Source organism: Streptomyces sp. NPDC050315 (assembly GCF_040655775.1).
In the GTDB taxonomy this organism is placed as follows: Bacteria; Actinomycetota; Actinomycetes; order Streptomycetales; family Streptomycetaceae; genus Streptomyces.
The window spans coordinates 521,531-546,337 of the sequence record NZ_JBFAKN010000003.1; the positions used below are offsets into that span (position 1 = coordinate 521,531).

22 protein-coding genes and 2 pseudogenes are annotated in these 24,807 nt (G+C 71.3%); 13 read left to right on the top strand and 11 right to left on the bottom strand.

Annotated elements, in window-relative coordinates:
- Window positions 1–28: 28 nt before the first annotated feature.
- The 4 genes and pseudogenes from AB0I82_RS13600 to AB0I82_RS13615 form a co-directional block, all read right to left on the bottom strand.
- Window positions 29–889: a transposase gene (locus AB0I82_RS13600; protein ID WP_363257379.1), complete on the bottom strand. Its 861-nt coding sequence runs from the start codon at window positions 887–889 to the stop codon at window positions 29–31.
- 416 nt (window positions 890–1,305) lie between these two features.
- Window positions 1,306–1,628: pseudogene (locus tag AB0I82_RS13605) on the bottom strand (NADH:flavin oxidoreductase/NADH oxidase); the annotation flags it as partial.
- A gap of 159 nt (window positions 1,629–1,787) precedes the next feature.
- Window positions 1,788–2,792: an NADP-dependent oxidoreductase gene (locus tag AB0I82_RS13610; protein ID WP_363257380.1), complete on the bottom strand. Its 1,005-nt coding sequence runs from the start codon at window positions 2,790–2,792 to the stop codon at window positions 1,788–1,790.
- A 126-nt stretch (window positions 2,793–2,918) separates the two neighbouring features.
- Window positions 2,919–3,604: pseudogene (locus AB0I82_RS13615) on the bottom strand (SDR family oxidoreductase).
- 115 nt (window positions 3,605–3,719) lie between these two features.
- Here AB0I82_RS13615 and AB0I82_RS13620 point away from each other — a divergent pair.
- From AB0I82_RS13620 to AB0I82_RS13630, 3 genes are all read left to right on the top strand, one after another.
- Complete coding sequence (locus AB0I82_RS13620) at window positions 3,720–4,280, top strand: TetR/AcrR family transcriptional regulator (RefSeq protein ID WP_363257381.1); 561 nt, start codon at window positions 3,720–3,722, stop codon at window positions 4,278–4,280.
- Window positions 4,281–4,371: 91 nt separating this feature from the next.
- Complete coding sequence (locus AB0I82_RS13625) at window positions 4,372–4,809, top strand: helix-turn-helix domain-containing protein (protein ID WP_363257382.1); 438 nt, start codon at window positions 4,372–4,374, stop codon at window positions 4,807–4,809.
- A complete protein-coding gene (locus tag AB0I82_RS13630) occupies window positions 4,806–5,267 on the top strand; it encodes a hypothetical protein (RefSeq protein ID WP_363257383.1) in 462 nt (153 codons plus the stop codon). The genes AB0I82_RS13625 and AB0I82_RS13630 overlap by 4 nt, the downstream gene beginning before the upstream one ends.
- Window positions 5,268–5,317: 50 nt before the next feature.
- Here the strand turns inward: AB0I82_RS13630 and AB0I82_RS13635 are convergent, their stop codons facing one another.
- Window positions 5,318–5,806, bottom strand: a complete 489-nt coding sequence (locus AB0I82_RS13635; protein ID WP_363257385.1) for a TrmO family methyltransferase — start codon at window positions 5,804–5,806, stop codon at window positions 5,318–5,320.
- Between the two features lie 717 nt (window positions 5,807–6,523).
- Entirely contained in the window at window positions 6,524–7,090 is a 567-nt protein-coding gene (locus AB0I82_RS13640) for a TetR family transcriptional regulator C-terminal domain-containing protein (RefSeq protein WP_363257386.1), read from the bottom strand.
- Between the two features lie 170 nt (window positions 7,091–7,260).
- On the opposite strand from AB0I82_RS13640, the gene AB0I82_RS13645 reads away from it, so the two are divergent.
- The 5 genes from AB0I82_RS13645 to AB0I82_RS13665 are packed head-to-tail and all read left to right on the top strand — an operon-like array spanning window position 7,261 to window position 12,460.
- Entirely contained in the window at window positions 7,261–8,886 is a 1,626-nt protein-coding gene (locus AB0I82_RS13645) for a CocE/NonD family hydrolase (RefSeq protein WP_363257387.1), read from the top strand.
- The gene (locus AB0I82_RS13650) at window positions 8,883–9,833 is read left to right on the top strand and encodes an ABC transporter permease (RefSeq protein WP_363257388.1); all 951 of its coding nucleotides are present in this window, start codon (window positions 8,883–8,885) and stop codon (window positions 9,831–9,833) included. The genes AB0I82_RS13645 and AB0I82_RS13650 overlap by 4 nt, the downstream gene beginning before the upstream one ends.
- Entirely contained in the window at window positions 9,830–10,687 is an 858-nt protein-coding gene (locus AB0I82_RS13655) for an ABC transporter permease (protein WP_363257389.1), read from the top strand. The genes AB0I82_RS13650 and AB0I82_RS13655 overlap by 4 nt, the downstream gene beginning before the upstream one ends.
- Complete coding sequence (locus AB0I82_RS13660) at window positions 10,684–11,679, top strand: ABC transporter ATP-binding protein (protein ID WP_363257390.1); 996 nt, start codon at window positions 10,684–10,686, stop codon at window positions 11,677–11,679. The genes AB0I82_RS13655 and AB0I82_RS13660 overlap by 4 nt, the downstream gene beginning before the upstream one ends.
- Window positions 11,672–12,460, top strand: coding sequence for an ATP-binding cassette domain-containing protein (locus AB0I82_RS13665; protein WP_363257391.1), 789 nt, complete (start codon window positions 11,672–11,674; stop codon window positions 12,458–12,460). Before AB0I82_RS13660 ends, AB0I82_RS13665 begins: the two co-directional genes overlap by 8 nt.
- A gap of 106 nt (window positions 12,461–12,566) precedes the next feature.
- Here AB0I82_RS13665 and AB0I82_RS13670 read toward each other — a convergent pair whose 3' ends face one another.
- Window positions 12,567–14,015 carry an amidase gene (locus AB0I82_RS13670; protein WP_363257393.1) on the bottom strand — a complete coding sequence of 483 codons (1,449 nt, stop codon included), beginning with the start codon at window positions 14,013–14,015 and terminating at the stop codon, window positions 12,567–12,569.
- Window positions 14,016–14,044: 29 nt separating this feature from the next.
- Complete coding sequence (locus AB0I82_RS13675; protein ID WP_363257394.1) at window positions 14,045–15,691, bottom strand: ABC transporter substrate-binding protein; 1,647 nt, start codon at window positions 15,689–15,691, stop codon at window positions 14,045–14,047.
- Between the two features lie 329 nt (window positions 15,692–16,020).
- Here AB0I82_RS13675 and AB0I82_RS13680 point away from each other — a divergent pair, with 329 nt between their 5' ends.
- From AB0I82_RS13680 to AB0I82_RS13700, 5 genes are all read left to right on the top strand, one after another.
- Entirely contained in the window at window positions 16,021–16,482 is a 462-nt protein-coding gene (locus AB0I82_RS13680; protein ID WP_363257395.1) for a DUF3237 domain-containing protein, read from the top strand.
- A 279-nt stretch (window positions 16,483–16,761) separates the two neighbouring features.
- The gene (locus tag AB0I82_RS13685) at window positions 16,762–17,025 is read left to right on the top strand and encodes a hypothetical protein (RefSeq protein WP_363257396.1); all 264 of its coding nucleotides are present in this window, start codon (window positions 16,762–16,764) and stop codon (window positions 17,023–17,025) included.
- Between the two features lie 317 nt (window positions 17,026–17,342).
- Entirely contained in the window at window positions 17,343–18,905 is a 1,563-nt protein-coding gene (locus tag AB0I82_RS13690; RefSeq protein ID WP_363257397.1) for a phytoene desaturase, read from the top strand.
- Entirely contained in the window at window positions 18,902–19,903 is a 1,002-nt protein-coding gene (locus AB0I82_RS13695; protein WP_363257398.1) for a phytoene/squalene synthase family protein, read from the top strand. The genes AB0I82_RS13690 and AB0I82_RS13695 overlap by 4 nt, the downstream gene beginning before the upstream one ends.
- Window positions 19,900–20,931, top strand: a complete 1,032-nt coding sequence (locus tag AB0I82_RS13700) for a DUF5914 domain-containing protein (protein ID WP_363257399.1) — start codon at window positions 19,900–19,902, stop codon at window positions 20,929–20,931. The genes AB0I82_RS13695 and AB0I82_RS13700 overlap by 4 nt, the downstream gene beginning before the upstream one ends.
- Before the next feature lie 141 nt (window positions 20,932–21,072).
- On the opposite strand, the gene AB0I82_RS13705 is transcribed toward AB0I82_RS13700, so the two are convergent.
- From AB0I82_RS13705 to AB0I82_RS13715, 3 genes are all read right to left on the bottom strand, one after another.
- Window positions 21,073–22,623, bottom strand: coding sequence for an NAD(P)/FAD-dependent oxidoreductase (locus AB0I82_RS13705; RefSeq protein ID WP_363257401.1), 1,551 nt, complete (start codon window positions 22,621–22,623; stop codon window positions 21,073–21,075).
- A complete protein-coding gene (locus AB0I82_RS13710; protein ID WP_363257403.1) occupies window positions 22,620–23,348 on the bottom strand; it encodes a methyltransferase domain-containing protein in 729 nt (242 codons plus the stop codon). Before AB0I82_RS13710 ends, AB0I82_RS13705 begins: the two co-directional genes overlap by 4 nt.
- A 66-nt stretch (window positions 23,349–23,414) precedes the next feature.
- Window positions 23,415–24,635, bottom strand: coding sequence for a lycopene cyclase family protein (locus AB0I82_RS13715; protein WP_363257404.1), 1,221 nt, complete (start codon window positions 24,633–24,635; stop codon window positions 23,415–23,417).
- Between the last annotated feature and the right edge of the window lie 172 nt (window positions 24,636–24,807).

Here is a 24,807-nt window from a genome sequence, read left to right on the forward strand (position 1 = left end):
AAAACCCCGGCATGCGCCCCCGGACAGCTCAGCTGCGGGCGACGCCTGTGGGCTGGCTCGCCCCAGCCCGGTGATCTCCGCGCAGGTCGAAGGATGTTCGGGGGCGTTCGGGGGCGTCATACTCGGTCCCGAGTGGAGACGATGCCGGCCACGGTGACGGTGTTGAAGGCGAACGCGATGGCCGAGTTGACCGTTCCGGGCGACGGCGACCAACGGGGTGCCACGCCGCGCGGGGCGGGTGCGCCCCCGGAGCCGTTGTGCCCGGGAAGCCACACCACCGCCACCACCGGCGCGGCAGCCGCGATGAGGACGAGCCCCTGGTCCAGGTGCCGTCCCGTACACGTACCGCTGGAGCGTTGTGTCCCGGCTCTCTCTGACGGCCCCGGTTACGCAACCGCTCGGCGGACGAAGGAGCATCGTGGTGCCCACGGCGATGAAGGCACTCGTCGCCGATCGGCGGGGGCCCAGGCCCTTGATGTTCGGGGCGCGCTTGCGGAAGATCACGGGCATAATGCGTCGGCGTCGCCGCTCGCCGCGTGTCCCCCTTTTTCGCGCGGACGTGGGAGCCGTCCACGCACACGCGGGTCCAGTCGAGTTCGCCGGCCGCGTTCAGCTCGGCGAGCAGAATGCTGTGCAACTGTTCGAAGGATCCGGCCTTCTGCCGGCGCTCCAAGCGTCGCCAGCAGGTCCGTCCGGACCCGAACCCGAGCTCTGGCGGCAGGAGTTGCCAGGCAATGTCCTGGTGCAGGACGTAGAGAATGCCTTGAAGGCACAGCCTGTCGTCCACCGGTTTCGGACCGGCGAACGTTCCGGCCACGGGGGCAGCAACGGCTCCACCAACGCCCACAAGTCGTCGCCCACGGGCCACGGGCCACGGCTGAGTCGTCACACACCACGAACGACCGAAACATCACATCAGTCACGCCCGACCAGAGCACCTCAGCAAGATCCCGTTACGAGCTCTTAAGCATCACGTCGCACTTGCCCGCGCCACTGAGCGTGCTCAGCCATGGCCTGCACTCGTACCTGCCGACGCGTTGACCAACCAGTGATGGCCGACGCAATGACCGCACCTGTCACACCAACCGATACTCCGAGCAACGCCGCCAACCCCTGAACCACGACCGCCAGTTGTACCTCACTCTTGATCAGCCGGCCGTACGGGGCACCCCGGGTGCCCTCAGCGGTAGTCGCGCGTGAGGCTGCGAGAGGGGCGACATGGACCCATCGAGTGACGAAGCGATGGAGAGCTCAAGCGCAGAGCGCGACAGAACTGCGAGAAGTGACCTGAGAGTTGATGCACCTTGCGTGAGCTATCTGAATCCCGACCGTGGCGCCCTGCGCCTTGACGAAGTCGGTGATCCGACGGAAGGCCGCGACCTGGGTGTCGTTCCACAGCCCCAGGTCGTACGGGCTGATGCGCCCCTCGGGGCTGACGGCGGTGGCCTCGGTGATGATCAATCCCGTGCCACCGACGGCGCGGGCCGCCAGGTGCTGGAAGTGCCAGTCGTTGGGCACACCCTGCTCGGCCCCCTCCGGAGCCGCCGAGTACTGGCACATCGCGGCCATCCACAGGCGGTTCGGAATGGTCAGCGACCGAAGGTGATCGGCTCGAACAGTGCGCTCACAGCAGACTCCTGTACGTGAACGGGGCAGGGCTCCGGTTGAAGCCGGGCTTATACGGTACCCATCGTAGTACGGCAGCTGTCAAACTACGATGGTTCTCGTACGAGGGCGGGATCCTCTCGCTGCCCGGGGCCTCTCGGTGGTGCGGCGAGTGCCGGCCCTCACGCCATCGCAATGACGACCTTGCCGGCCTTGGCGCGGCCCTTCTCGGCGTACTCCATGGCTTCGCGGGTCTGCTCGAAAGGGAAGACACGGTCGACGACGGGGCGGACCTCTCCGGCGTCGATGAGCCGGGTGAGTTCGCGCAGTTGGTCGCCGTCGGCCTTCATGAACAGGAAGGAGTAGGTCACGCCCTGGCGCTTGGCGTGGCGTCGGGTCTTGAAGCTCAGGGCGTTCATCGCCTGCCGCAGGACCGGGTTCGCGCCGAGCTCGCGGGCGAAGTCCGCGTCGGGCGGCCCGGCGATGCTGATGACCTTCCCGCCTGGCTTGAGGACCCGCAGCGACTTCTCCAGGGTCTTGCCGCCGAGGGTGTCCAGGACGACGTCGTAGCCGTCCAGGAGCTCCTCGAAGTCCTGGGCGCGGTAGTCGATGACGACGTCTGCGCCGAGTTCCTTGACCAGGGCGGCGTTGGCCGCGCTCGCGGTGGTGGCCACGTGTGCGCCCAAGTGCCTGGCCAGTTGGAGGGCGATGGTGCCCACTCCGCCGGAGCCCGCGTGGATCAGGACTTTCTGGCCCGGCTGGACCTGTGCCCGCTCGACCAGCGCCTGCCATGAGGTGAGGGCTACCAGGGGTAGGGAGGCGGCCTCCGCCATGGTGAGGGCGGCCGGCTTGTGGGCCACGTCGTTCTGGTGGACGGCGATGAGTTCGGCGAAGGTGCCGATGCGGTCCTTGTCGGGCCGCGCGTAGACCTCGTCACCCACCGCGAACCGGGTGACGGCCGAGCCGACCTGAACCACCACTCCGGCGAGGTCGTTGCCCAGCACGATAGGGAGGCGGTACGGAAGGATCATTTTCAAGGCACCGTCGCGGATCTTGAAGTCCAGCGGGTTGACGCTCGCCGCATGGATCTTGACGAGCACGTCGTCGGCGCCCGGCTCCGGATCGGGCATCTCGGCGGCGCGCACCGCGGACCGGTCACCGTACTTCTCGATCAAGTAGGTCTTCATCGCCGTCTCCCTGTCTCGTCCGCACAGGGACGGGATCTCGGCTCGATTCGGGCTGCCCCGGTGCGAGCTACTTCCTGGTATTCGCTGCTGGTTCATGACGCCCCACGCCGATGCGGCGGGCGCGCCTCACGCTGCGTTCGGCGATGCGGCCAGGCTCCGCTTCACGTGCCGGGTGGTCTCGTCGGCGAGGATCTCGGGCAGTCCCCGCTCGATGCCGGACAGGGCCTGGGCGGCGACCTCGGCGGGATTGGTCTTCTGGTCGGCGGGAACGCCTGCGGCCATGTCGGTGTCCATGTATCCGACGTACAGCCCTGACACGGTGATGCCGCGGGGCGCCAGTTCCTCTCGGGTCGCGCCGGTCAGCGCCCATGCCGCGGCCTTCGCCGCGGCGTAGGAGCCGAGTCCTGCCGGGTGCAGCCAGGACAGCACCGACAGCACGTTGAGCACGGCGCCGCCGCCGTTGGACTCGATGACCGGGGCGAAAGCCCGCGTCACGGCGAGCGGACCGAAGAAGTTCACCTCCATCTCCCGGCGTACTGCGTCCGGGCTGCCCGCGATCAGCGGCGTGGCGGTGGAGATGCCCGCGTTGTTCACCAGCAGCGTCGCGTCGGAGGCGGTGCGGGCCACGCGCCGGATCGACTCCTCGTCCGTCACGTCGAGCCGCAGGGGATGACGCCCGGAAGGTCCACCGTCTCGGGGCGGCGGGCCGCCGCGTACACCGTTGCTCCGCGCTCCACGAGCTGGGCGGCCAGATGCCGCCCGAGCCCCCGGTTGGCGCCGGTCACCACCGCGACCGCGTCCTTCAGCTCCATGATCACTCCCAGCGTTACGGCCGCCGGCGAGCGGCCCACGTAAATTAGATTACGGCTGCAATCTAAACACTGACCTAGAATAGATGCCAGTCGACATCCAATCGGGAGGTGGCCGATGGGCCGCGTATCGCAGGCGCAGGCGGAGGAGAACCGCCGACGGGTCGTGGAAACCGCGTCCCGCCTGTTCCGGGAACAGGGGACCCACGTCAGCGTCGCCGACCTCATGAAGGCGGCCGGTATGACCCACGGCGGCTTCTACAAGCAGTTCGCCTCCAAGGAGGCACTCATCGACGAAGCCACCGCCCACGCGTTCGGCGAACTCGCCCAGCACCACAAGGACGGGCTCGATCAGTACGCCGGGCAGCGCGACGCCGCCCAGCGGGCGCTGATCGACACCTACCTCTCCGCCGAGCACCGCGACAGCGCGGCAGACGGGTGCCCCGTCGCCGCACTCGCCGCCGACATCGCCCGCGACGCTGGAGAAAGCGAGGCCCGCCGCGTCTACAGCCAGGGAGTACGCGACTTCGCCGACTGGCTCGACACCGAGGACCAGGACGGCATCACCCGGCTGTGCACCATGCTCGGCGCCCTCGTCCTGGCCCGGGCCACCAACGGCACTCCACTCTCCGACGAGATCCTCACCACCGCACGCGAGGCACTGACGGCTACCAACTGACCGGAACCACCGTGCAGGGCGGCACGCCGCAGGAAGGGTGCGCTTCTTCACACCCTGTCGTCCTCCACTTCTCGTGAACGGCTCTCCCGCGTTGCCTCTCGCTTCCGCACGCCCGATCTTCCTGACCGCCTCCGAGCGCGAGCGGCTGAAGAAGATGGCCTACGGCCACAAGACCGAGCACCGACTGCGCAGGCGCGCCCAGGTTGTCCTGCACGCGGCGCGCGGCCGCTCCAACGCACGCATCGCCCGCGAGACCGGGCTGCACCTGGACACTGTCCGCACCTGGCGCGACCGCTTCGCCGGGAACCGGTTGCCCGCCCTCTCCGACCGCAAGCGTTCCGGGCGTCCCGCTTCCTTCCTCCCGTTGCAGAGTGCCCAAGTCAAGGCGCTGGCCTGTCAACTGCCCCCGGAGAGCGGCACGCCGCTGAGGCGCTGGTCGGCCCCGGCTTCCGGCTCAAGGCGGCCCGTGTCCTGGACCTGTACGCCCGCGCCTGGTACGGCGAGCCGTTCGGCGCGGACGAGTATGTGATCAGCGCGGACGAGAAGACTTCCCTTCAGGCCCGCTGCCGCAGCCACCCCACACTCGCCCCCGGGCAGGCCAGGGCGATGCGGGTCAACCACACCTACGGACGCGGCGGAGCACTGGCCTACCTGGCCGCCTACGACGTCCACCAGGCGAAGGTGCTCGGCCGCTGCGAGCCGGCCACCGGCATCGGCCCGTTCATGAACCTGGTCACCCAGGTCATGAGCCAGGAACCCTACGCCGGCGCGAAACGCGTGTTCTGGATCGTCGACAACGGCTCCTCCCACCGCGGCAAGCGCAGCAGCCCGGCTGACCACGGCGTTCCCGAACACGGTGCTGGTCCACACCGCCATGCACTCCTCTTGGCTGAACCAAGTCGAGGCCTGTTTCTCCGTCGTGCAGCCCGGCTCGACCGGCACACCGCCGATCACCCGGAAGATTCCGCGTCCCGACTCGCCGCATGATCAACCTCGAAGGACTCACGACGCAGACCACTAAGGGACGGGGCCGCGTCTCAGCGCTCCTTGGCGTCTCGCCAGTAGTTCTCGAGCATTTCGCTCGGCCAAGAAGGCTGTGTGACGGGTCCGCGCGGCAGCATTTCCTGGAAGACGGCCACGAGATCGATGATCGGGGTGCCGTCGTCGGCATCGAGGTCGGTGACGCGCAGGTCGCGCCCCTCCACCCCGAGGAGTCTCGGGAAAGAGGTGGCGATGCGGGCCGGACGCCGGTGGTTGTGGTGGACGTACGTCCCTGTGGCGGGCCAATTCGGATTGTCCCTGGGAGACCGGGCATGGAGGGCGACATCGTCGGGCGAGCCCTCGCTGAAGAACCAGGTGACCTGGAGGTGGCTGAACTCCTCGATGCCCTGGAGCGTTTCCACCGGGTACTCGGGAGCGAGCCGGATGATCGACTCGACTCCGCCCTTGAAGTCGTCGAGACGGCCCGTGTGGCCACCGACCACCGTGGCGACGACGGGTACCTCGATGTGCTCGGACACGCGCATCTCCTCGATCCGATCGCAGGGGGCAGGAACGGCCCCGTCCTGCCGGGTGCCCCAGTGGGCATGGCCCGGTCAGATTACTCGTCCAAGCAACTCCCGGGCCCGCTCGTCGATCTCGGCTGCGGCGCCGATTCCGCGGTTCCGGCAGGGGGACGATGGACCCTCACCGTGCTTGGCTGCGGCCAAGTCGTCCTCAGCGCGAAGAAGGGCCCTTCGTGCCTCGCGCCTCTGCCCGTCCGTTGCGAGGCTGCGCGCAGGCCCACCTCCAGACCGCCCAGCGCTGGAAAAACACGGCGCCCCTCCCCCGCGGAGCCGCAACGCCCCAGCGCCGGGTAGCACTTCCACCGGCGCTTGTCCCCGTACTGCTCGCGGTGGTGAGCCTTGTCGACCGAGCAGTACGCCCCGACGGCCGGCACCTGCCATACAGCGCCTGGTGACCGCCGCGGAGCTGCGGATTGCCGCGCTTCTGTTGCCTCATGCACGCGACAAGGAGACCCGACGTGACCGCGACGATCGCGAAGCCCGACTTGTCCGACGGGGAACGGGAGGTCGTACAGGGAATCGCTGACGGCTTGCCCTTCACCTGGGGCGCGGGCATCGAGCTTCACCGGCCGGCCCGCGAGCCGCAACTGATCGACGAACGAACGGTGGCATTCGTGTGCGGCGTCCGGCGGGGAAAGCGGCGGTCCGGGTTCGTACTTGCCCGCGGACGCAACGTGTTCAGGCGCCCATTAGGGCATCCACAACCGCTCTGGCGACACGGCCGGCTCGGTCCGGCGTCCAGTGGGCCGGCTCCTCCATGGTGGAGACGTAGTAGCCGCGGGTCAGCAGGGACAGGACGTCGGCGGCGAGGCCGGCGTCGGGCAACCCCGCAGCGACGGAAGCGTCGAGGAACTCCTGCCGTGATTCACGCGGTTGCTCGCGGTCGACGGCCCCCGGGTCGGTGTGCGCCGACGAGAGCATCTCGACCCAGAGCGTGCGGAGCAGCAGGTCCTCGGGTTCCGTGCTGAGGTGCCATTCCACCGTGGCGCGCAGCCGGTCCGCACCGGTCAGGTCACCCAGGTGGGCTTCCAGCTCGGTCCGCCACCGGGACTCGGCGGCGCGGACGGCGTTGATGATCAGGGCTGTCCGCGTGGGCACGTAGTTCGTGACCATCGCCGTGGACCCGCCGAGTTCCTTGGCCACGGCGCGAATGGTGACGGCGCGGGCACCGTCCCGGGCGGCGACAGCGAGGGTCGCCTGGGCGATTGCCTCGCGGCGCTGGACTTCGTCGACGTCGATCGGCATGGCAGCAACCTAGCTCAGAGGGGGGTTGACGTTGAACACACTTGAATGCAACGTTGTTATATCACGATGTTTTCTAAAGGTTTGCCTCCGTGGAGGGCCTCATGAGCCTTGCCGTCCATCGCGTCACCCCGGAACCTGTCCCTCCACACGCGCGACAGCACATGGTGCGCATGCGCGACGGAGTGCGGCTGGCCACCGACGTGTACGGCGCCGACCAAGGAGAGCCGGCACCGACCGTCCTGGTTCGCCTGCCCTACGACAAGAACAGCCGGTACGTGTTTTTCGACAGGATCGCGGAAAGGTTCACCGCACGCGGCTACGTCGTGGTGGTCCAGGACGTCCGCGGCAAGTTCCGCTCGGAGGGGCGGACGCTGGGCTGGACCGGAGAGGTCGACGACGGCTACGACACCCTGGAGTGGATCACCCGCCAGTCCTGGTCCGACGGGATCGTCGGCATGTTCGGCGACTCGTACTACGGGTTCACCCAATGGTCCGCAGTCTCCAGTCAGCATCCCGCCCTGCGAGCCATCGTCCCCCGGGTGACGTGCACCACGAACGCGCCCGGCATCGCCACCTACGACCCCGGCTCCGGGCGGCAGCCCGTGTGGCTGGAGGGAACCACGTATCAGGCGCAGGTGTGGACGGACAACGACAGCTATGAGTTCGACGTCGATCTCAGCAGGCGCCCGATCATCGCCGCCTACGAAGAGGCGTTCGACACGATGGGCAAGCGCTCACCGGGCTTCGACCTCATCGTCGGCGACATCCCCCTCGACCCTTACAACGGGCCGCACCCCTATGACGCACGCCCTGTGCCGGTGCTGCACTGCGTGGGCTGGTTCGACAACCTCAACATCGCCCACATGCGCGACTACACGGAGCTGGCCAAGCGCCCCGGGTGGGCGGCCGTGCAGTACCTGATCGCCGACGCGATCGACCACGAGAACTACTTCCTGAAGGACGCCCCGGCGACCCCCGCAACCGATCACCTGGCCGACGACACTGCCCTCGAGCGCATGCTGGACTCCTACACCGGTCCCGCGATCGAGTTCTTCGACGTCTTCCTCAAGGGCACCGCCCGGCCCGACTCGCTGCCGCGGGTGCGCTGGAAGCTCGGCCACGAGGGCTGGTGCACCTCCGCCACCTGGCCGCTGCCCGAAGCCACGGTGACCGAGCTGTACCTGGCGGAGCCGGCCGCCGCGGCGGGGACGGTTCCCGGCGGAACCCTCGCACCGCGCCCCGCCGACGTATCGGAAACGGCGGAGTGGCGGTACGACCCGGACGACCTGGTGCCGTCCGCCGCGCCCGACACCTTCCTGCAGCTGCGTGACCACGTCGACGAGCGCCCCACCCTCGACAGGGACGACGTCCTCGTGTTCACGCATCCCGCCTCCGACCATTCGCTCGACCTCGCCGGGCCCGTGCACGCGGTGCTCCACGCGGAGAGCACAGCGCCCACGTTCGACATCTTCGTCCGTCTCCTCGACCTGGCGCCGGACGGCACGGCGCGCCTGATCGTACGGGGCTGCGCCCAGGCCGACGCGCCCGGAGAGGTGGTGATCGCCCTGGGGCACACCGGCTACCGGGTACGTCCGGGACATCGTCTCGCGCTGATGATCGCCGGCAGCGACTTCCCCAACCACCTGCCCAACTCCGGCTCCCTGGAGAGCCCATGGCGGACGACCTCTCCCAAGGCGAGCCTGCAGAAGCTCCGGACCGGCTCCACCCACCCTTCCCGACTGTGTCTGACCGTCCTGCCCGATGCACACCGCGGCGAGGGAAGTGATCCAAGATGAGCGCGCGCTTCGTCACCACTCGACTCGGCATGCTCGTCGTCACCGTGCTGTTCTCCAGCCTGGCCATCTACGGGGCGATGTTCCTCACCCCGGGGGACCCCGCCACGCTGCTCGTCGGGGGCAGCCGCAACTCCGACCCGGCCGTGCTGGCGCAGATCCACCGCGAGTACCACCTGGACGATCCGTTCCTCCAGGGCTACTGGCACTGGCTCAGCAACTGCCTGCAGGGCGACTTCGGAAAGTCCCTCGTCTACCGCGACTCCGTCGCCGGGCTCATCGGTGCCCGTGCCGGAGACACGCTCGCACTCGTCGCCTACGCCGCCGTCCTCGTCCTCACCGTCGGCACCGTCATCGGCACCGTCGCCGCACTGCGCGGCGGCCGCACGGAGACGCTCGCCACGACCCTGACGGCGGGCGCGATGGCGGTACCGACCTTCGTCATGGCGGTCCTGCTCATCTGGCTCTTCGCCGTCCAGCTCCCGTGGTTCCCCGTCTACGGTTCCGGGGAGGGCTTCACCGGCACCCTGACCCATCTGACGCTGCCCGCCGTCGCGCTGGCGATGACCTGGATCGGATACGTCGCTCAGGTGACGCGGACCGCCGTCCGCGCGGAGCTGCGCTCGGAGCACGTGGAGACCGCCCGCAGCCGCGGCGTCCCCGAGCGCACGGTGATCCGCCGCCACGTGCTGCACAACGCCTCCGGACCCGTCTTCGCCGTCTCCGGCGTCGGCGTCGCCGGCATCATCGCCACCGCGGCCGTCGCCGAGCAGGCTTTCGGCACCGGAGGGCTCGGAGCACTCATGATCGAGGCCGCGTCCAAGCAGGACATGGCCGTCGTACAGGCCGTGTCGCTGATCTTCGTGGTGGTGTTCGTCGTCATCAACACCACCGCAGACCTGGTCAGCGCCGCCCTCGATCCCCGAGCCGCGCAGAGGGGGCCCCGATGACCACCTCTCTGCTCACCCGCACCGCGCCCAAGCGGCGGGTCGGACGCTCACGCGACCACCTGACGCTCGGCGCGGGATGTGTGGTCGCCCTTTTCGTCCTGCTGGCCGCGTTCGGGCCGCTGCTCGCCCCGCACGACCCGAACGCCGTCGACCCCATGAACGTCTACGTCGGACCGTCCACCACCCACCTCCTGGGAACGGACGACACCGGACGCGATCTTCTCTCCCGGCTGATCGCCGGAACCCGCACCAGCCTCACCGCCCCCGCCGTGGTCATCGCCGTGTCCACCACGCTCGGCACCCTCCTCGCGCTGACGGCAGCCTGGTTCGGAGGATGGCTGGACCGGTTCGTCTCGGGCGCCTTGGACATCGTCTTCGGCTTCCCGGGGCTCATCGTGGCCGTCCTCGTCGCCGCGGTCTTCGGCGCCGGACTCACCGCACCGATCGTCGCCCTGTCGATCGCCTACCTCCCCCTGATCACCCGCGTCGTACGATCCGCCGCGATCAAGGAGCGCAACCTGCCCTATGTTTCGGCGCTCCAGCTCCTCGGCGCACCCACCGCCCGTATCTGGCTGCGGCACCTGCTGCCGAACCTGCTGCCTCTCGTCCTCGTCCAGGCCACCATCGGCTTCGGCTACGCCCTCCTCGACGTCGCCGCGATCTCCTTCCTCGGCCTCGGCAGCCAGCCTCCGGACCCGGAATGGGGACTGATGGTGGCCAATGGAGCTCCGTCCATCCTCGCCGGCCGGCCACAGCAGTCGCTGTACGCGGGCATCGCCATCCTGATCGTCGTCGTCGCGTTCAACCTGCTGGGGACGGGACTGTCCCGACGTCTGCTCGGAGAGCACGCATGAGCCCATCGCCCCTGCTCCAGATCGACGCGCTGGGCATCGACCTGCCCCTCGACGGAGAGCTTCGTACCGTCGTCCACCGCGCCGACGTCAGCATCCCCGAGGGAGCGGCCGTAGCTTTGGTGGGCGAGTCCGGATCCGGCAAGTCTCTGACGGCCCGCTCCGTTCTCGGCCTGCTGCCCCGAGGGGTCCGTATCCACGGAGACATACTGTTCGCGGGTGAGTCCGTCCCGCGGATGAAGCCCGAGCGCCTGCGCGCATTCCGGGCGAGCGAGGCCGCCATGGTGTTCCAGGACCCCCGGGCCCACATCAACCCCGCCCGCAGTGTCGGCGACTTCCTCATCGAAGGACTGACCACCACACGCGGTGTCCGAGCCGCCGAGGCCGTCAAGAAGGTCACCGGCATCCTGCGGGAGGTCGGCATCGCCGATGCCGAGCGACGTATGCGCCAACGGCCCCACGAGCTGTCGGGCGGCCTGCTCCAACGCGTCATGATCGCTGCCGCGTTGGCGGCCGAGCCACGCCTGCTCCTTGCCGACGAGCCGTCCACCGCTCTCGACGTGACCACACAGGAGGAGGTGATGGCCATCATCGGAGAGGCCCGCGAAGCCCGCGGGCTCGCCATGCTGTTCATCACCCACGACCTGGAACTCGCGGCCGCCGTGTGCGACCGGGTCGCGGTGATGTACGCGGGCACGACCGTGGAAGAACTCCCCGCAGACCATTTGCGGGGGCGGGCCGCCCACCCGTACACGCGCGCCCTGCTCGCCTCGCGTCCTTCGGTCTCCGACACCGGCGCGGAACTCCGTTCGATCCCCGGCAGACCACTGTCCGGATTCGAAGTACCTGACGGATGCGCCTTCAGCGACCGATGTCCGCACGTTCAGGACCTGTGCCGCAGCGACCGGCCGGGCCCGAGTTCCGCCGGTGACGGCATGGCGGCCTGCCACTTCCCCCGCCCTTTCACTCCCGAGGAGGCCGGCAGTCATGCTTGAGGTACGCAGCCTCCGCAAGGAGTTCGGTGACTTCGTCGCCGTGGACGAGGTGACCTTCTCGCTCCCGGAGCGAGGGTCCCTGGCGATCGTCGGTGAGTCGGGGTCGGGCAAGACGACCACCGCCCGCATGATCGCCGGGCTCGAGACACCGAGCGGGGGACACATCGTCGTCGCAGGCGACGAGCGCGGGCCGGGCCGACCGCGGTCGCGCGAACGCCGCGCCCGCAGTCGGCAGATCCAGCTGGTCTTCCAGGACCCCTACTCGTCCCTCGACCGGCGCCAGCGCGTCGGCGACGCCGTCGCCGAGGCAGCCGCGCTGCACCAGCACCTGCCCGCGGACAGGCTTCGCGCCCGCGTGGCCGAACTGCTCGACATGGTCGGCTTGGACGACCGGCAGGCACGCTCGCTGCCGAAGGCGCTCTCCGGCGGACAGCGCCAGCGCGTCGCCATCGCCCGCGCCCTGGCCGCCGAACCGCGCGTACTGATCCTGGACGAAGCCATCGCCGCCCTGGACGTGTCCATCCAGGCACAGATTCTGGCCCTGCTGGCCCGCATCCGTACGGAGACCGGAACCGCCCTGCTGTTCATCACGCACGACCTCGGCGCCATCCGGCACATCTGCGATGACGTCCTGGTGATGCAGGCGGGAAAAGTCGTCGAGCACGGCCCTGTCGCTGCAGTCCTCGACGGCCCGCAGGACCCCTACACCCAGCGTCTCATCGCTTCTCTCCCGAAACCGGGGTGGAAACCGCGGAGAAGGGCGAAGAAGGCCGCCACTTGACGTCCGGCACGGCGCACGGTCGGGTGGGAGGGAAGAGGAAATGGCGTGCCCCGGTGGTCAGTAGAGACCGCCGGGGTACGCCGTCAGTGGGTTGTACGGCGGGTGGTCAGGCGGTCTGCGCCCAGGAGAGGGTCGGCCGGGTGCGTGGCGCCCTTGCCTCGATGGCCGTGGCGACGTGAAGGAGCAGGTCTTCCTGGAAGCGTCCGCCTATCAGCTGGACGCCGGAGGGCAGGCCGTCGCGGAGGCCGGTGGGCACGGAAATGGCGGGGAAACCGAGTACCGGGACCGCCTGCATCGGCCACTGCGCGGCCAGCAGTTCGCCCATCCGGGCGTCGCCGGCGAGGTCGGCGTCCTGCTCGAACGGCGGCTCGGCGGCGACCGGTGTCAGCACGATCCGCTCCTGGCCCAGGAACTGCTGGAGGCGGCGGATCAGGGTGCCGCGGCGGGCGTAGCCCCGGATGTAGTCGGTGAGGGTGGGCTGTTCGCCCCAGATCTCCGCGGCAGCCCGGAAGGAGGACGCCAGTGAGTTACGGACCGCGTCGTCACCGAACGTCTCGATCTCGGACATCATCGTCTGCAGCTCCTGATAGAGCAGGAGTGACCACAGCCGGGCGGCCTCGCCGAGCTGGGGAAGCTCGACCTCCTCCACCTCGTGGCCGGCCTCGGCGAGCCAGCGGGCGGCGTCGTCCACGGCGGCGCTGACGGCGAGGTGGGGCTCAACCACTCCGGCGTCGTGGACGACGGCGACCTTGACCCGTCCGGACTCACCCAGGGGCGGGCGCACCGGCAGACCGACGGGGTCGTTGAGATCCGGCGTCACCATGGAGTGCAGCCCGCGCCGGACGTCGTCGACGGTCCAGCCGAGCGGCCCGTGGACCGCCATGGTCTGGAACGACAGAGGGCTGTCGAACTCCTCGGCGCCGCGCGGTTCCACGCTGGAGACCAGGCCCACGGTGGGACGCAGGCCGACGGCGCCGCAGCAGTAGGCAGGGAAGCGGACGGAACCGCCGATGTCGTTGCCCTGCGCGATCGGGGTCATGCCGGCGGCGACCGCCGCGGCGGCGCCTCCCGAGGAGCCGCCGGGGGTGTGGCCGGGGTGCCACGGGTTGAGCGTCTTGCCGTGCAGGTCGTTGGCGGTGAACCACCGTACGGCGAAGGCCGGGCTGTTGCTGCGGCCCAGCAGGGTCGCGCCGGCCTTGCGCAAACCCGCTACACAGGCGGCGTCGTCCGGAGCGACGGCGTCGGCCCAGGCGGCCACGCCGTGCGAGCTGGCGTATCCACGCTGCGAGGTGTTGATCTTGGTAGACACCGGTACGCCGAGCAGTGGGGGAAGGTCGCCGCCCGCGGCGACCGCCGCATCGGCGTCGGCGGCCTGGGCGAGCACCTCCTCGGCCCGGATGTCCACGAGCGCGTTGAGCGCCGGATTGGTCTCCTCGACGCGGGCGAGGAACGCCCGGGCGACCTCGGTCGCCGAAAAGCTCTTCTCCCGTATACCGGCGGCCAGTTCGGCTGCCGAGTGTTCCCACAGCGGCTTGTCGCCCGTGGTGTCGGTCATCGTCGTCTCCAGTTGTGAGGAAATGGCGGTCACTTGCCGGTGCCACCGAGGTGGGCGGCCCACGGCATGCCCATGTAGGCGAAGGAGGTCGGCGCGCCGCTGATGCGCTTGTTCATGAACATCCGCTCGTGCGTGGTGGCCAGGAACACCGCCGGGGTGGTGGGGGTGAAGAGAGCTTGGGCCTCGGCGTACGCCTTGGCCGACGCCGCCGGATCGGAGGCGGTGCGTGCCTGGTCGAGCAGCCGGGTGACCTCGGGGTTGTTGTAGTTCGTCCAGTTGAAGAGGCCACGGGGGGTGACACTCTCGGCGACGTAGGACGCCGGGTCGGGCATGCCGACGTAGCCGAAGGTGAGGACGAGGTCGAGGCTCTTGCGAACCGACGGGTCGTAGAAGAGGGAGGACATTTCGGTGGGCTGAAGCTGCCTGATCCTGATGTCGACGCCGATCTTCTCGGCGGCGGCCTGGATGAAGGTCATGGCCTGGAGCGAACGCTGGTCACCGGCAGGGATGGCGGCCACCAGCGGACGCGGGACCGGGCCGGCCCGGGCGACCAGTTTCTTCGCCTTCTCCGCGTCCGGCTCGGGTACGTCGGGCAGCGCGGCATAGGCGGCGTCGAACTGGCCGGCGGCCTTGTCCCCGCGCCAGGTGAGCGGCGGAACGAGGGACTTCAGAGTGGTGGCGTTACCGCCGAAGACGTTCTTGATCAGCGCCTCGCGGTCGATGACCAAGGACAGCGCGTCCAGCACCCTGCGGTCGGCCGCGGGCGACTCGGCGCTTCCGGGGATCAGCAGTACGTTCTGGGTCGACGGGCCGAGGTGCACGGTGCCGTTGCCGGCCTTGGCGAGCGCGGTGGCACTGCTGGGCGGCAGCTCGTAGGCGCCGTCCACCTCGCCGGACAGCAGTGCGCTGGTCAGTGTGTTGTTGTTGGTGATGAACTTGAACTCGACCTGCCGCACCTTCGGCTCGAGTTCGGCGTCCCAGTAGGAGTCGTTGCGCTCCAGGGTGATATCGCTGCCGGGTTTCCAGGAGTCCAGTCTGAACGGTCCCGTACACATCAGGCCGCCCTTTGCTGTTCCGTAGGCGGGGCCGGCCTTCTCGGTATACGCCTTCTTGTTGACCGCGCCGAACGACGTGGACAGCGCCTTGGGAAGCGTCTGGTCGAACTCCTTGGTCCGCAGCGTCACCTGGTGGGGGCCGGTGACCTTGATGGACGTCACGGCGGCCAGGTAGTTCCCGTACAGGGCCTGTGCCTTGGGGTCGCGCTGGCGCTCCAGGCTGTAGACGACGTCTTCGGGCGTCATGGACGAGCCGTCCCAGAACTTCACACCGGGGCGGAGGTCGAGCACCAGGGTCCGGTCATTGCTCCAGGTGACCTTCTCGGCAAGTCCGGGACTCAGGGAGAAGTCGGCGTTCATCCGCGTCAGCGTGTCGCAGAGGTTCGCCTCGACCGTCTGCGGCGAGTAGTCGCCCACCTTCGCCGGGTCCAGGGTCGTCGGCTCGCCGTAGGGCAGCGCCCAGGTCACGCGGTCGACCTCGGAGGTGCCGGGCGCCGTGGTGGTGGTCAGGCGCTCGGGCTTGACGGTCTCGCCGTTTCCGTTCGACGAGCTGCTGCAGGCCGTGGCGGCCAGCAGCCCCACGCTTGTGAGTACCGTCAGCACCGTTTTCTTCGCAGCCATGGCTGATGCTCCTTGCCGAGAGGAGTGAGAGAAGAGAAGGACGCTCCGACACGGAGGATGTGAGAAACGTCGACGAGCCGTCGTAAATGAATGTCATATAACACTGTTGCATGTCACGCTTGCATCTGGTGAACTCCTGCGTCAAGGGCAAGACATGACCAACTCGCGGATCAGGTGTCCCTCCTGCCAGGCCTCGGCCCGGCGCAGGACCGCGCCTGGTCGGCGGCGACGCCTCGCGACTCCACAGGCGGCCACCGCACGCGCCGTGCGGCTGGGCCGAGCAGGCCGTACGGGCGTCGCCCCCCTCTTCACAGAAGCGGAGAACCGCAATGTCCTTCACTCCCGCCCTCGACTTCGCGTTCGAGATCCGCGCCGAGGTGGCCGACACGCTGCACATCGGCAACGGTGACGGCGAGGTCACCGAGTTCACCCCCATCACCGGGGGCAGCGTGGAAGGCCCCCGACTGCGCGGGCGAGTCCTGCCCGGCGGTGGCGACTGGAGCAGTACCCGCGGGGCGGTGTGCGAGCTGGACGCGCGCTATCTGCTCCAGGCGGAGGACGGCGCCGTGATCGACATCATCAACCGCGGCTACTACCGGCCGAAGGCCGGCACCCCGGACCAGTTCGACGGGGATCTGCAGGTCTCCAAGGCCGGCCACTACTACCGCACCTCGCCGGTCTTCCGTACGGACGCCACCGCGCACCGCTGGCTCGCGGAGACGGTCTTCGTCGGGCTCGCTCGCCCGGACGGCGACAACGCCGTGGTCATCCGCATGTACGCGCTCAGGTAGCGGCCCCGCCGTGGCCCGCGCGGTCGACCGCGCGGGCGGTGCGCGCCCGCGGCGGAACGGGAGGACAGCTGAGACGGCCGCCTTCTGCACCTGCTTCCCGGCAGGGCCAAGCCGCACTTCCTGTGGATCCTCGACGCCCCAACCGCATGACCAGGAAAGGGGCATTGACGTCGGAGTCAGCCGACAGCAGCGACCCAGTGCGGGTACCGGACCACGATCTGGACGACCTAGTCACCACGGTCAGCGCGCTGACGGCCAAGAGCCAGCAGCAGGCCGAGAATGACGGCGGAACTGACGGACTTCGCGCTGCTCGACCCCGAATTCCTCGCCGCCACCGAGCGGTTCACTCAGGACTACCTGCCGGAGTCTGCCGCGGTACCGTCGCTGGTGCAGCCGGCCGACCCCAGCCTGTGCCTCGACGCGCCGGGTACGGCCCTGCTGAAGGAGCGCGGTTTCGAGGTTCGCGTGGTGCCGCAGGCGGGGCACTGCATCCACCGCGACGATCTGCCGGCGTTTCTGAAGTCCTTGGACGGTTGGGTGTGAGCAGATTGCTGACGTTGTGACAGAGCCCCGGCGCAGCTGCTCCCTCAGCGCCGGGGCCCTCGTGGGGCTCAGCGCCCGCTGCACATTGCCGACGACGGGGCTTCCCGCGTAGTTGGCGCGATGGCCCCGGAGCGGAGTGTCGGCGGGGAGGAGACGGCCGGAGCACGCCGCCCGGCCCGTGGGTCGCGAAATCTGTCGCATATCGGGGGGAAGCAGCCGCTCCGGGCAAAAGGGAAAGTACGCTCGCCGCATCCGAAGAGCGCACCCGCGCCGAATCACGTGGTGCCTCATTTCCCGGATGCGACGAGAGGCGGCCAATGAAAGCTCTCAAGGGACCCACGGACCACGTCGTGGTGGTCGGGGCCGGGCTCGCCGGCCTGTCCGCGGCGCTGCACCTGCTCGGCGCGGGCCGGCGGGTGACCGTCGTCGAACGCCACGCGCTGCCCGGCGGCCGGGCCGGACGGCTGGACCGCGGCGGCTACCGCATCGACACCGGACCGACCGTCCTGACCATGCCCGACCTCGCCGACGAGGCATTCGCCGCGGTCGGCGACGCGCTGCGCGACCGCGTCGACCTCGTCCCGCTGCACCCCGCCTACCACGCGCGGTTCGCCGACGGCAGCCGGCTCGACGTGCACACACGGGCCGATGCCATGGAGGCCGAGGTCGAGCGGTTCGCCGGGGCCGGCGAAGCTGCCGGCTACCGGCGGCTGCGCCACTGGCTGGAACGCGTCCACGCAGCCCAGATGCACCGCTTCATCGACGCCAACTTCGACTCGCCCCTGGAGCTCCTCACCCCCGACCTGGCCCGGCTCGCCGCGCTGGGCGGCTTCGGCCGCCTCGACGCCCGCATCGGGCGGTTCCTCACCGACGAGCGGCTGCGCCGGATCTTCTCCTTCCAGGCCCTGTACGCCGGCCTGCCGCCCGCCCGTGCCCTCGCCGCGTACGCCGTCATCGCGTACATGGACACCGTGGCCGGCGTGTACTTCCCGCGCGGCGGGATGCACGCGCTGCCGCAGGCCATGGCCGACGCGGCCGCCGACGCCGGTGCAGAGTTCCGCTACGGATGCGCGGTCACCCGCCTGGAGCGGTCGGGCGACCGCGTACGGGCCGTCGTCACCGCGGAGGACCGCATCCCCTGCGACGCCGTCGTGCTCACCCCCGACCTGCCCGTCGCCTACCGCCTGCTCGGCCACCGGCCGCGCCGCCTCCTGCCACTGCGCCACTCGCCCTCCGCCGTCGTCCTGCACGCCGGCACCGACCGCACCTGGCCGGACCTCGGTCACCACACCCTCTCCTTCGGCGCCGCGTGGCGGACCACCTTCGAGGAACTGACGCGGACCGGGAGCCTGATGAGCGACCCCTCCCTGCTCATCACCCGGCCCACCGCCACCGATCCCTCACTCGCACCCCCAGGACGCCACCTGCACTACATCCTCGCGCCCTGCCCGAACACCGCACTCGGCCCCGACGCGCACGCCTGGCGCGACCTCGCGCCCCGGTACCGCGACACCCTCCTCCGCGAACTGGAGCGGCGCGGGCTCCCGGGGCTGGGCGCCGCCGTCGAGGAGGAGTGCCTGGTCACCCCCGCGGACTGGAGCGCCGATGGACACGCGGCGGGCACCCCCTTCTCCGCCGCCCACACCTTCGCCCAGACCGGCCCGTTCCGGCCGCGCAACCTCGTCCGCGGCACCGAGAACGCCGTACTGGCCGGCTGCGGCACCACTCCCGGCGTCGGCGTGCCGACCGTCCTGATCTCCGGGAAGCTCGCCGCCGCCCGCGTCACCGGGATGCGCCCCCGGCGCCCCGCCACCGGCCGGGACCGAATCCCCGCCCCGGCCCCGGCCGAGCACCCCGCCACGAAAGAGAGCACGGCATGACCGACCGCGAACTGGACGCGGCGGGCATCACCGACCCCGCCCTGCGCGCCGCCTACACCCGCTGCCGCGCGCTCAACGCCCGGCACGGCAAGACCTACTTCCTCGCCACCCGGCTGCTGCCGCCGGAGCACCGGCCCGCCGTGCACGCCCTGTACGGCTTCGCCCGCTGGGCCGACGACATCGTCGACAACCTGGACGACCGGGCCACCACCGCGGACCGCCGGCACGCTCTGGACCTGCTGCAGCGGCGGCTGGAGAGCGGGCTGCGGAACGGCGAGAGCCCCGAGCCGGTGGTGCGGGCGCTCGCCCACACCGCCGCCCGGTACGGCATCGACCACCGCCACTTCACCGACTTCATGGCCTCCATGCGGTCCGACCTGGTGGTCACCGACTACCCGACCCTGGCGGACCTGCGCCGCTACATGCACGGCTCGGCCGCGGTGATCGGCCTGCAGATGCTGCCCGTACTCGGCACGGTCGTCCCGCGCGAGACGGCCGAACCGCACGCCGCGGCCCTGGGCATCGCCTTCCAGCTCACCAACTTCCTGCGGGACGTCGGCGAGGACCTCGACCGCGGCCGGGTCTACCTCCCGGCCGACCTGCTTGCCGCGCACGGCGTCGACCGTGAACTGCTGCTCTGGAGCCGGACCACCGGCCGCCGCGACCCGCGCATCACCGAGGCCCTGCACGCCGCAACAGCACTGACCCGCGGCGTCTACCGGCAGGCCGCACCCGGCCTGCCCATGCTCGCCCCGGTCTCCCGGCCGTGCATCCGTACGGCGTTCGTCCTCTACGGTGGCATCCTCGACGCCGTGCGGGACGACGGATACACCGTCCTGCACCGCCGCGCGGTGGTGCCGCGCCGGCGCCGCGCGGCCGTCGCGCTGCAGGGCCTGGCCCAGGTGACCGCCGCCCGTGCGCGTGCCGCCCACGACCGGCACCCGCCGCCCGACCCGCTCGGCGTGACCCGCTACTCGCAGCAGCAGGTGGCCCGATGACCGTCGACGCCGGCGACCCGTTCGGCAAGCGTGGCCGCTACCCCCTGCGACTGCGCCGGAACCCCGTCCCGTGGGAGCGGCAGCGCCCCACCTGGCGGGAGGCCAAACCGGGCCTGATCGCCGACGCCTTGAAGCGGGCGCTCGCCCGGCCGTCGGGCAACTGGTACGTCGTCGGCGCGGCGCGCGACATCCGCCCCGGCCGCCCCTTCGGCCGGACCGTCGCCGGCACCGAGATCGTGCTCTGGCGGGACGCGGAGGGCCGGCTCCGGGCGGGCCCCGGCGCCTGCCCGCACCTCGGGGCGCCCCTGAAGGACAGCCCGGTGCGCTGCGGCACCCTGATCTGCCACTGGCACGGACTCGCCCTGGACGGCGAGCCGTTCGCCGGCTGGGAGCCCTTCCCGGCGTACGACGACGGAGTGCTGGCCTGGGTACGGCTGGACCGCGCCGGAGGAGAGGAGCCGAGCGAACGGCCGGTCCTCCCCGCCCGGCCCGACCCCACGACGGCCATCGCGGCGGTCTACACGGGCGTCGGCACCTGCGAGCCGGACGACGTGGTCGCCAACCGGCTCGACCCCTGGCACGGCGCGTGGTTCCACCCGTACTCCTTCGTCGACCTCACCGTCGTCGGCACCCCCGAGGGCGAAGGTGCGGACGCGGCCGAGCGGGACGGCTTCGCCGTGGACGTGTCCTTCAAGGTCGCCGGGCGCGCCGTGGTCCCGGTCCGCGCGGTCTTCACCGCTCCGGAACCCCGCACGGTCGTCATGCACATCATGGAAGGCGAGGGCCAGGGCTCGGTGGTCGAGACGCACGCCACGCCGCTCGGCACGGATGCCCGCGGCCGGCCGCGCACCGCCGTCGTCGAAGCCGTCCTCGCCGCCTCCGACCGCCCCGGCTTCGCCGTCGCCCGCGCCGCCGCCCCGATGCTCCGCCCCCTGATGCGCGCCGCCGCCGCCCGCCTCTGGCGCGACGATCTGGCCTACGCCGAACGCCGCTGGACCCTCCGCAGCACGGGCCGCTTCCCGGGCTGAGGCCGCTCCCCCGGGGCTGCTCGCCCGCCCCCTCGGCGCGCAGCCCGCCCCGCGGGCCGTACGGTCCCGGGGCGCGGCCCGCGCGAACGGTTTCGTGCCGGTCGCGGTCCCGTCGCTGTCGCAGTCCCGTCGCTGTCGCGTCTACCGGTCCGCCAGGCGCGACAGCGCACGAAGGGGGGCCGAGCGGCCCTGTTCCGGGACGGTCCACAGAGTCTGGCCCGCCACGCCCCAGCGGGCCAGCAGGGCATTGGCGGCGAGGAAGCCTGTCGTCGCGGCGCGCTCCATGAGGGCCACGGGGTGGTCCGTACGGACGAGGTCGCCCGCCACGACGACGGCCGGATCGGGGGTGTGGACGGTCGGGCGGTCGGCGAAGCCGCCCACCGGGAAGAGGGGGCAGTCCGCGCGCCACTCGTGGCGTTCGTCGACGGTCTTCGCGTCCCGTGTCTCCGGGTAGACGCGGGGCAACTGGGCCAGCAGCCGGTCCTGTTCGGCCATGCGGTCCACGCCGGGGTCGACGGCGTACGCGTGCAGCTCGACCACCGAACCGCCGGTGCGCCCGGCCCAGCGCGCCGCCTCGCCCTCCCAGCGCTCCAGCACGCTGACGTTGTCCAGCGGGCCGTACCCGCTGGTGCCGAGGAAGCCGGGCCGGTCGGCGGCCACCGGCCGGTCCAGCCACAGTCGGGACACCAGAAACGGCGGCGCACTGCGCAATCGGGCGATGCGGCCCCGCCATCGCTCGTCACCGAGGCCGGGTGACGCCGCCACGACCTGCCGCAGTCCGCCCCCGTCCAGCGCCAGCACCAGCGCGTCGTGGTGCCGCTCGGAGCCGCCGGCGGTGACGCGCAGCCCGCCGCCGGGCGCGGGGACGGCGCTCTCCACCGGCGTACCGGTGCGGATCTCGGCGCCGCGCTCCCGCACGTACCGGGCCAGCGGGTCCCACAGCGCCTGCGGGTACGGCTCGTCGGGGACGTCGAAGAGGAGGCCCTCGCTGGAGCCGAGGAAGTAGATGTGGAACATCAGGGCCAGCTCGGCGGCGGACAGTTCGCGCGGGTCGGCGAAGAAGCTCCGCGAGAACACCTCGAACGCCAGGTGGTGGGCCGCCTCGGGGAAGCGGATCCGGGAGAGGAAGTCGTAGGCGCTGATGCGGTCCAGGCGCTCGTACACCTGCGGTACGCGCACGTCCAGCAGCGGCAGCGCGGCGCCGGCGTTCATCCGCAGCAGGTCCCGCCAGCCGAAGGTGGGACTGAGGGCGACGAAGCCCAGGGCGCTCCACGGGGGCGTGCGCGGCACCTGGGCGAAGCTGTCGCGGGTGCCGCTGCTGTGCTGCAGCGGGTAGTCCGGCAGCCCGGTGAGCATCCCGAGGAGCGGGTCCGCGCGGCGCAGCAGCCCGCGCAGGTTGTAGTACTGCCGGAAGAAGGCGTGGAAGCCGCGGCTCATGGTCACCGCCGAGCCGTCGGCGAGCCGGGTGCGCCACCCGGCCAACCGCCCGCCGAGCACCGGCTCGCGCTCGTACAGCGTGACCCGCACGCCGCGCTCCACCAGCGCCGTGGTGGCCGCGAGTCCGGCGATGCCGCCACCCGCCACCGCCACGTGCGGCGCCGCCTCCGTGACCCGCTGCCGGCCGCGCGGTGCCGGGACCACCCGCGCCCGCCGGTCCCGCCCGCGCCGCGGGGCCGTACCGTCCGTCCTCATGCGGCCGCCTCCGTCGTTCCCGGGGCCGTCGCGACCACGGTGTGCGTGATGCCGGTCTGCCAGCCGGGCAGCGGCAGGACCCGCACCCGCTCGAACCCGGCCCGCGCCATCCGGCGGCCGAAGTCGGGGGCGGTGTCGAACTCCACGACGCTGCGCCACAGATGACGGTACAGCTCCCCGTCGCCCGCGAGGCGCCCCACGGGCAGGACCACGCCACGGCAGACCGCGGTCCACACCGCGCGGTCCACGGCCCGGCCGCCGAGGGCGTATTCGTGCACCGCGATCCGCCCGCCCGGTGCGAGCAGGCCGCGGACGGCGGTGAGGAGCGCGTCGGGGTCGGCCACGTTGCGGAACAGGTACGCGGCGAAGACGGCGTCGAACGGCCCGGTGACACCGGCCGCTCCGAGCCGTTCCGCCGGCGCGTGCACGAACGAGACGTTGTGCGGCCATGCCTTGGCGCGGGCCCGGTCGAGCATCCCGGCGGAGGCGTCCACCGCCACGATCTCGGCGTGCGGGGCCGCCGCGAGGAGCGCGGCCGTCGAAGCGCCGGTGCCGCAGCCCAGGTCCAGCAGGCGCAGCCGGCGTTCCGCGGCGGGCAGCCCGAGCCGCCGCGCCGAGCGCCGCAGATGCGCGTGGTAGCCGGGGTTGGCCGCGACCAGCCGGTCGTAGGTGGCGGCGGCATGGTCGAACGCGGCGGACAGGGCGTCATCGCGCAGCAGGGGCATGGAGCGGACTCTTCCGGTCGGGTGGCTGGGGTGCGGTGTGCGTCGTACGGCGGGAGGTGGGTCGGTTCACGGCGGTGCCGGGCGGCCGGCCGTGGGCGGGCCCGGCTGCGGGTCGCGGCGTGGCAGGCGCGGGAGTTCGGCGACGGTGCGGAGCATCGGGCCGACGGGGGTGTGCAGGCCGATGCGGAGGTCCTCGCCCAGGCGGGAGCGGCCGTCGAGGAAGCGCAGCAGCCGTTCCATGGGCACCTCGCGGAACAGGCCGGTGAAGAAGTCCGCGCCGTCGACCCGCCCGCTGTCCAGGGCGCGCAGCAGCACCGCGTCCATCGCCCGGGACCGGGTACGGTGCGGGCGCGGCGGCAGCGGTACCCGCCCCGCCAGCAGGCGGGCGGCCACGGCCCGGGTCTGGCGCTGCACCGCGGAGAAGGTGTAGCCGGTGGCGGGCCGGGTGGCGCCGCCGGCCATGCCGATGCGGAACACCGAGCGGCCGGCGCGGCGCGGGAAGCGCGCGTCGGTCATCGGGATCACGCCCTGCTCGGTGGCGGTGACGTCCAGCGCGCCGAGGCCCAGCACGTCCGCGGTGTAGTGGCGCAGCGCCCGCTCGTACCCGGCGTCGTCGAGCACCTCTCGGGTGAACTCCGTGTACTCCACGAGCGCTTCGTGCGCGCTCAGCGGCAGGACGTACCCGAAGGACAGGCCGTGTGGGGGCTGCGGGGTGCGGAAGTCCATCAGGTCGGCGGTTCCCGGGACGAACGCCGGGCGCTCGGTGCGGACGAACCAGCCGCGGAAGTGCTGCAGCAGGCAGGTGCGGGACGGGGGCAGCCGGCGCGGCGGCCGGGAGTCGAACACCCACCGGGCCCGTAGGCCGACCGGGTGGCCTGCGGCGTCGTGACCGTGCACCTCGGCGCCACCGGGTGCGTCCCGTACGGTCGTCACCTCGGCCCGGATCGTCCGGAAGCCCTCCGTACCGGCCAGCCGGTCGCCGACCAGCCGCTCGAAGTCGCCGGAGCGGAGCATGTTGTAGCGCAGCGGCACGGGCCGTCCGACCGTCTCGGTGCCGTCCGGGGACCGAACGCGCAACTGCTCCCAGGAGGCGGTCAGGGCCGTGTCGTACGGGCCGCCGGGGGCCTGCCAGAAGCACCAGGTGCGCTCCGGCGGCCGGAGCGGACCGTGCGGGGCCTCGACGAGGAGCACGGTGGGGCGGCGGTGCGCCGGGCCCGCGGACAGCCAGTGGGCGAGCGACAGACCGGCCGCGCCCGCGCCCACGATCACGACGTCCGCGTCCCGCACCGCTGTTGCCCCCTCGCCATGGCCGCCGGCCCCTCAGCGCGCCCGCGGGACCGCCGCTCTTCCCGACCGCCGCGTGCGTCCGGATGCGCGTGGAGGAGGCATCTTCCCGCAGTCCGGGGCCGGCGGCGGGCCGACACGCGGCCGGCTAGGGCGGGCGGCCTCCGTACCCCGA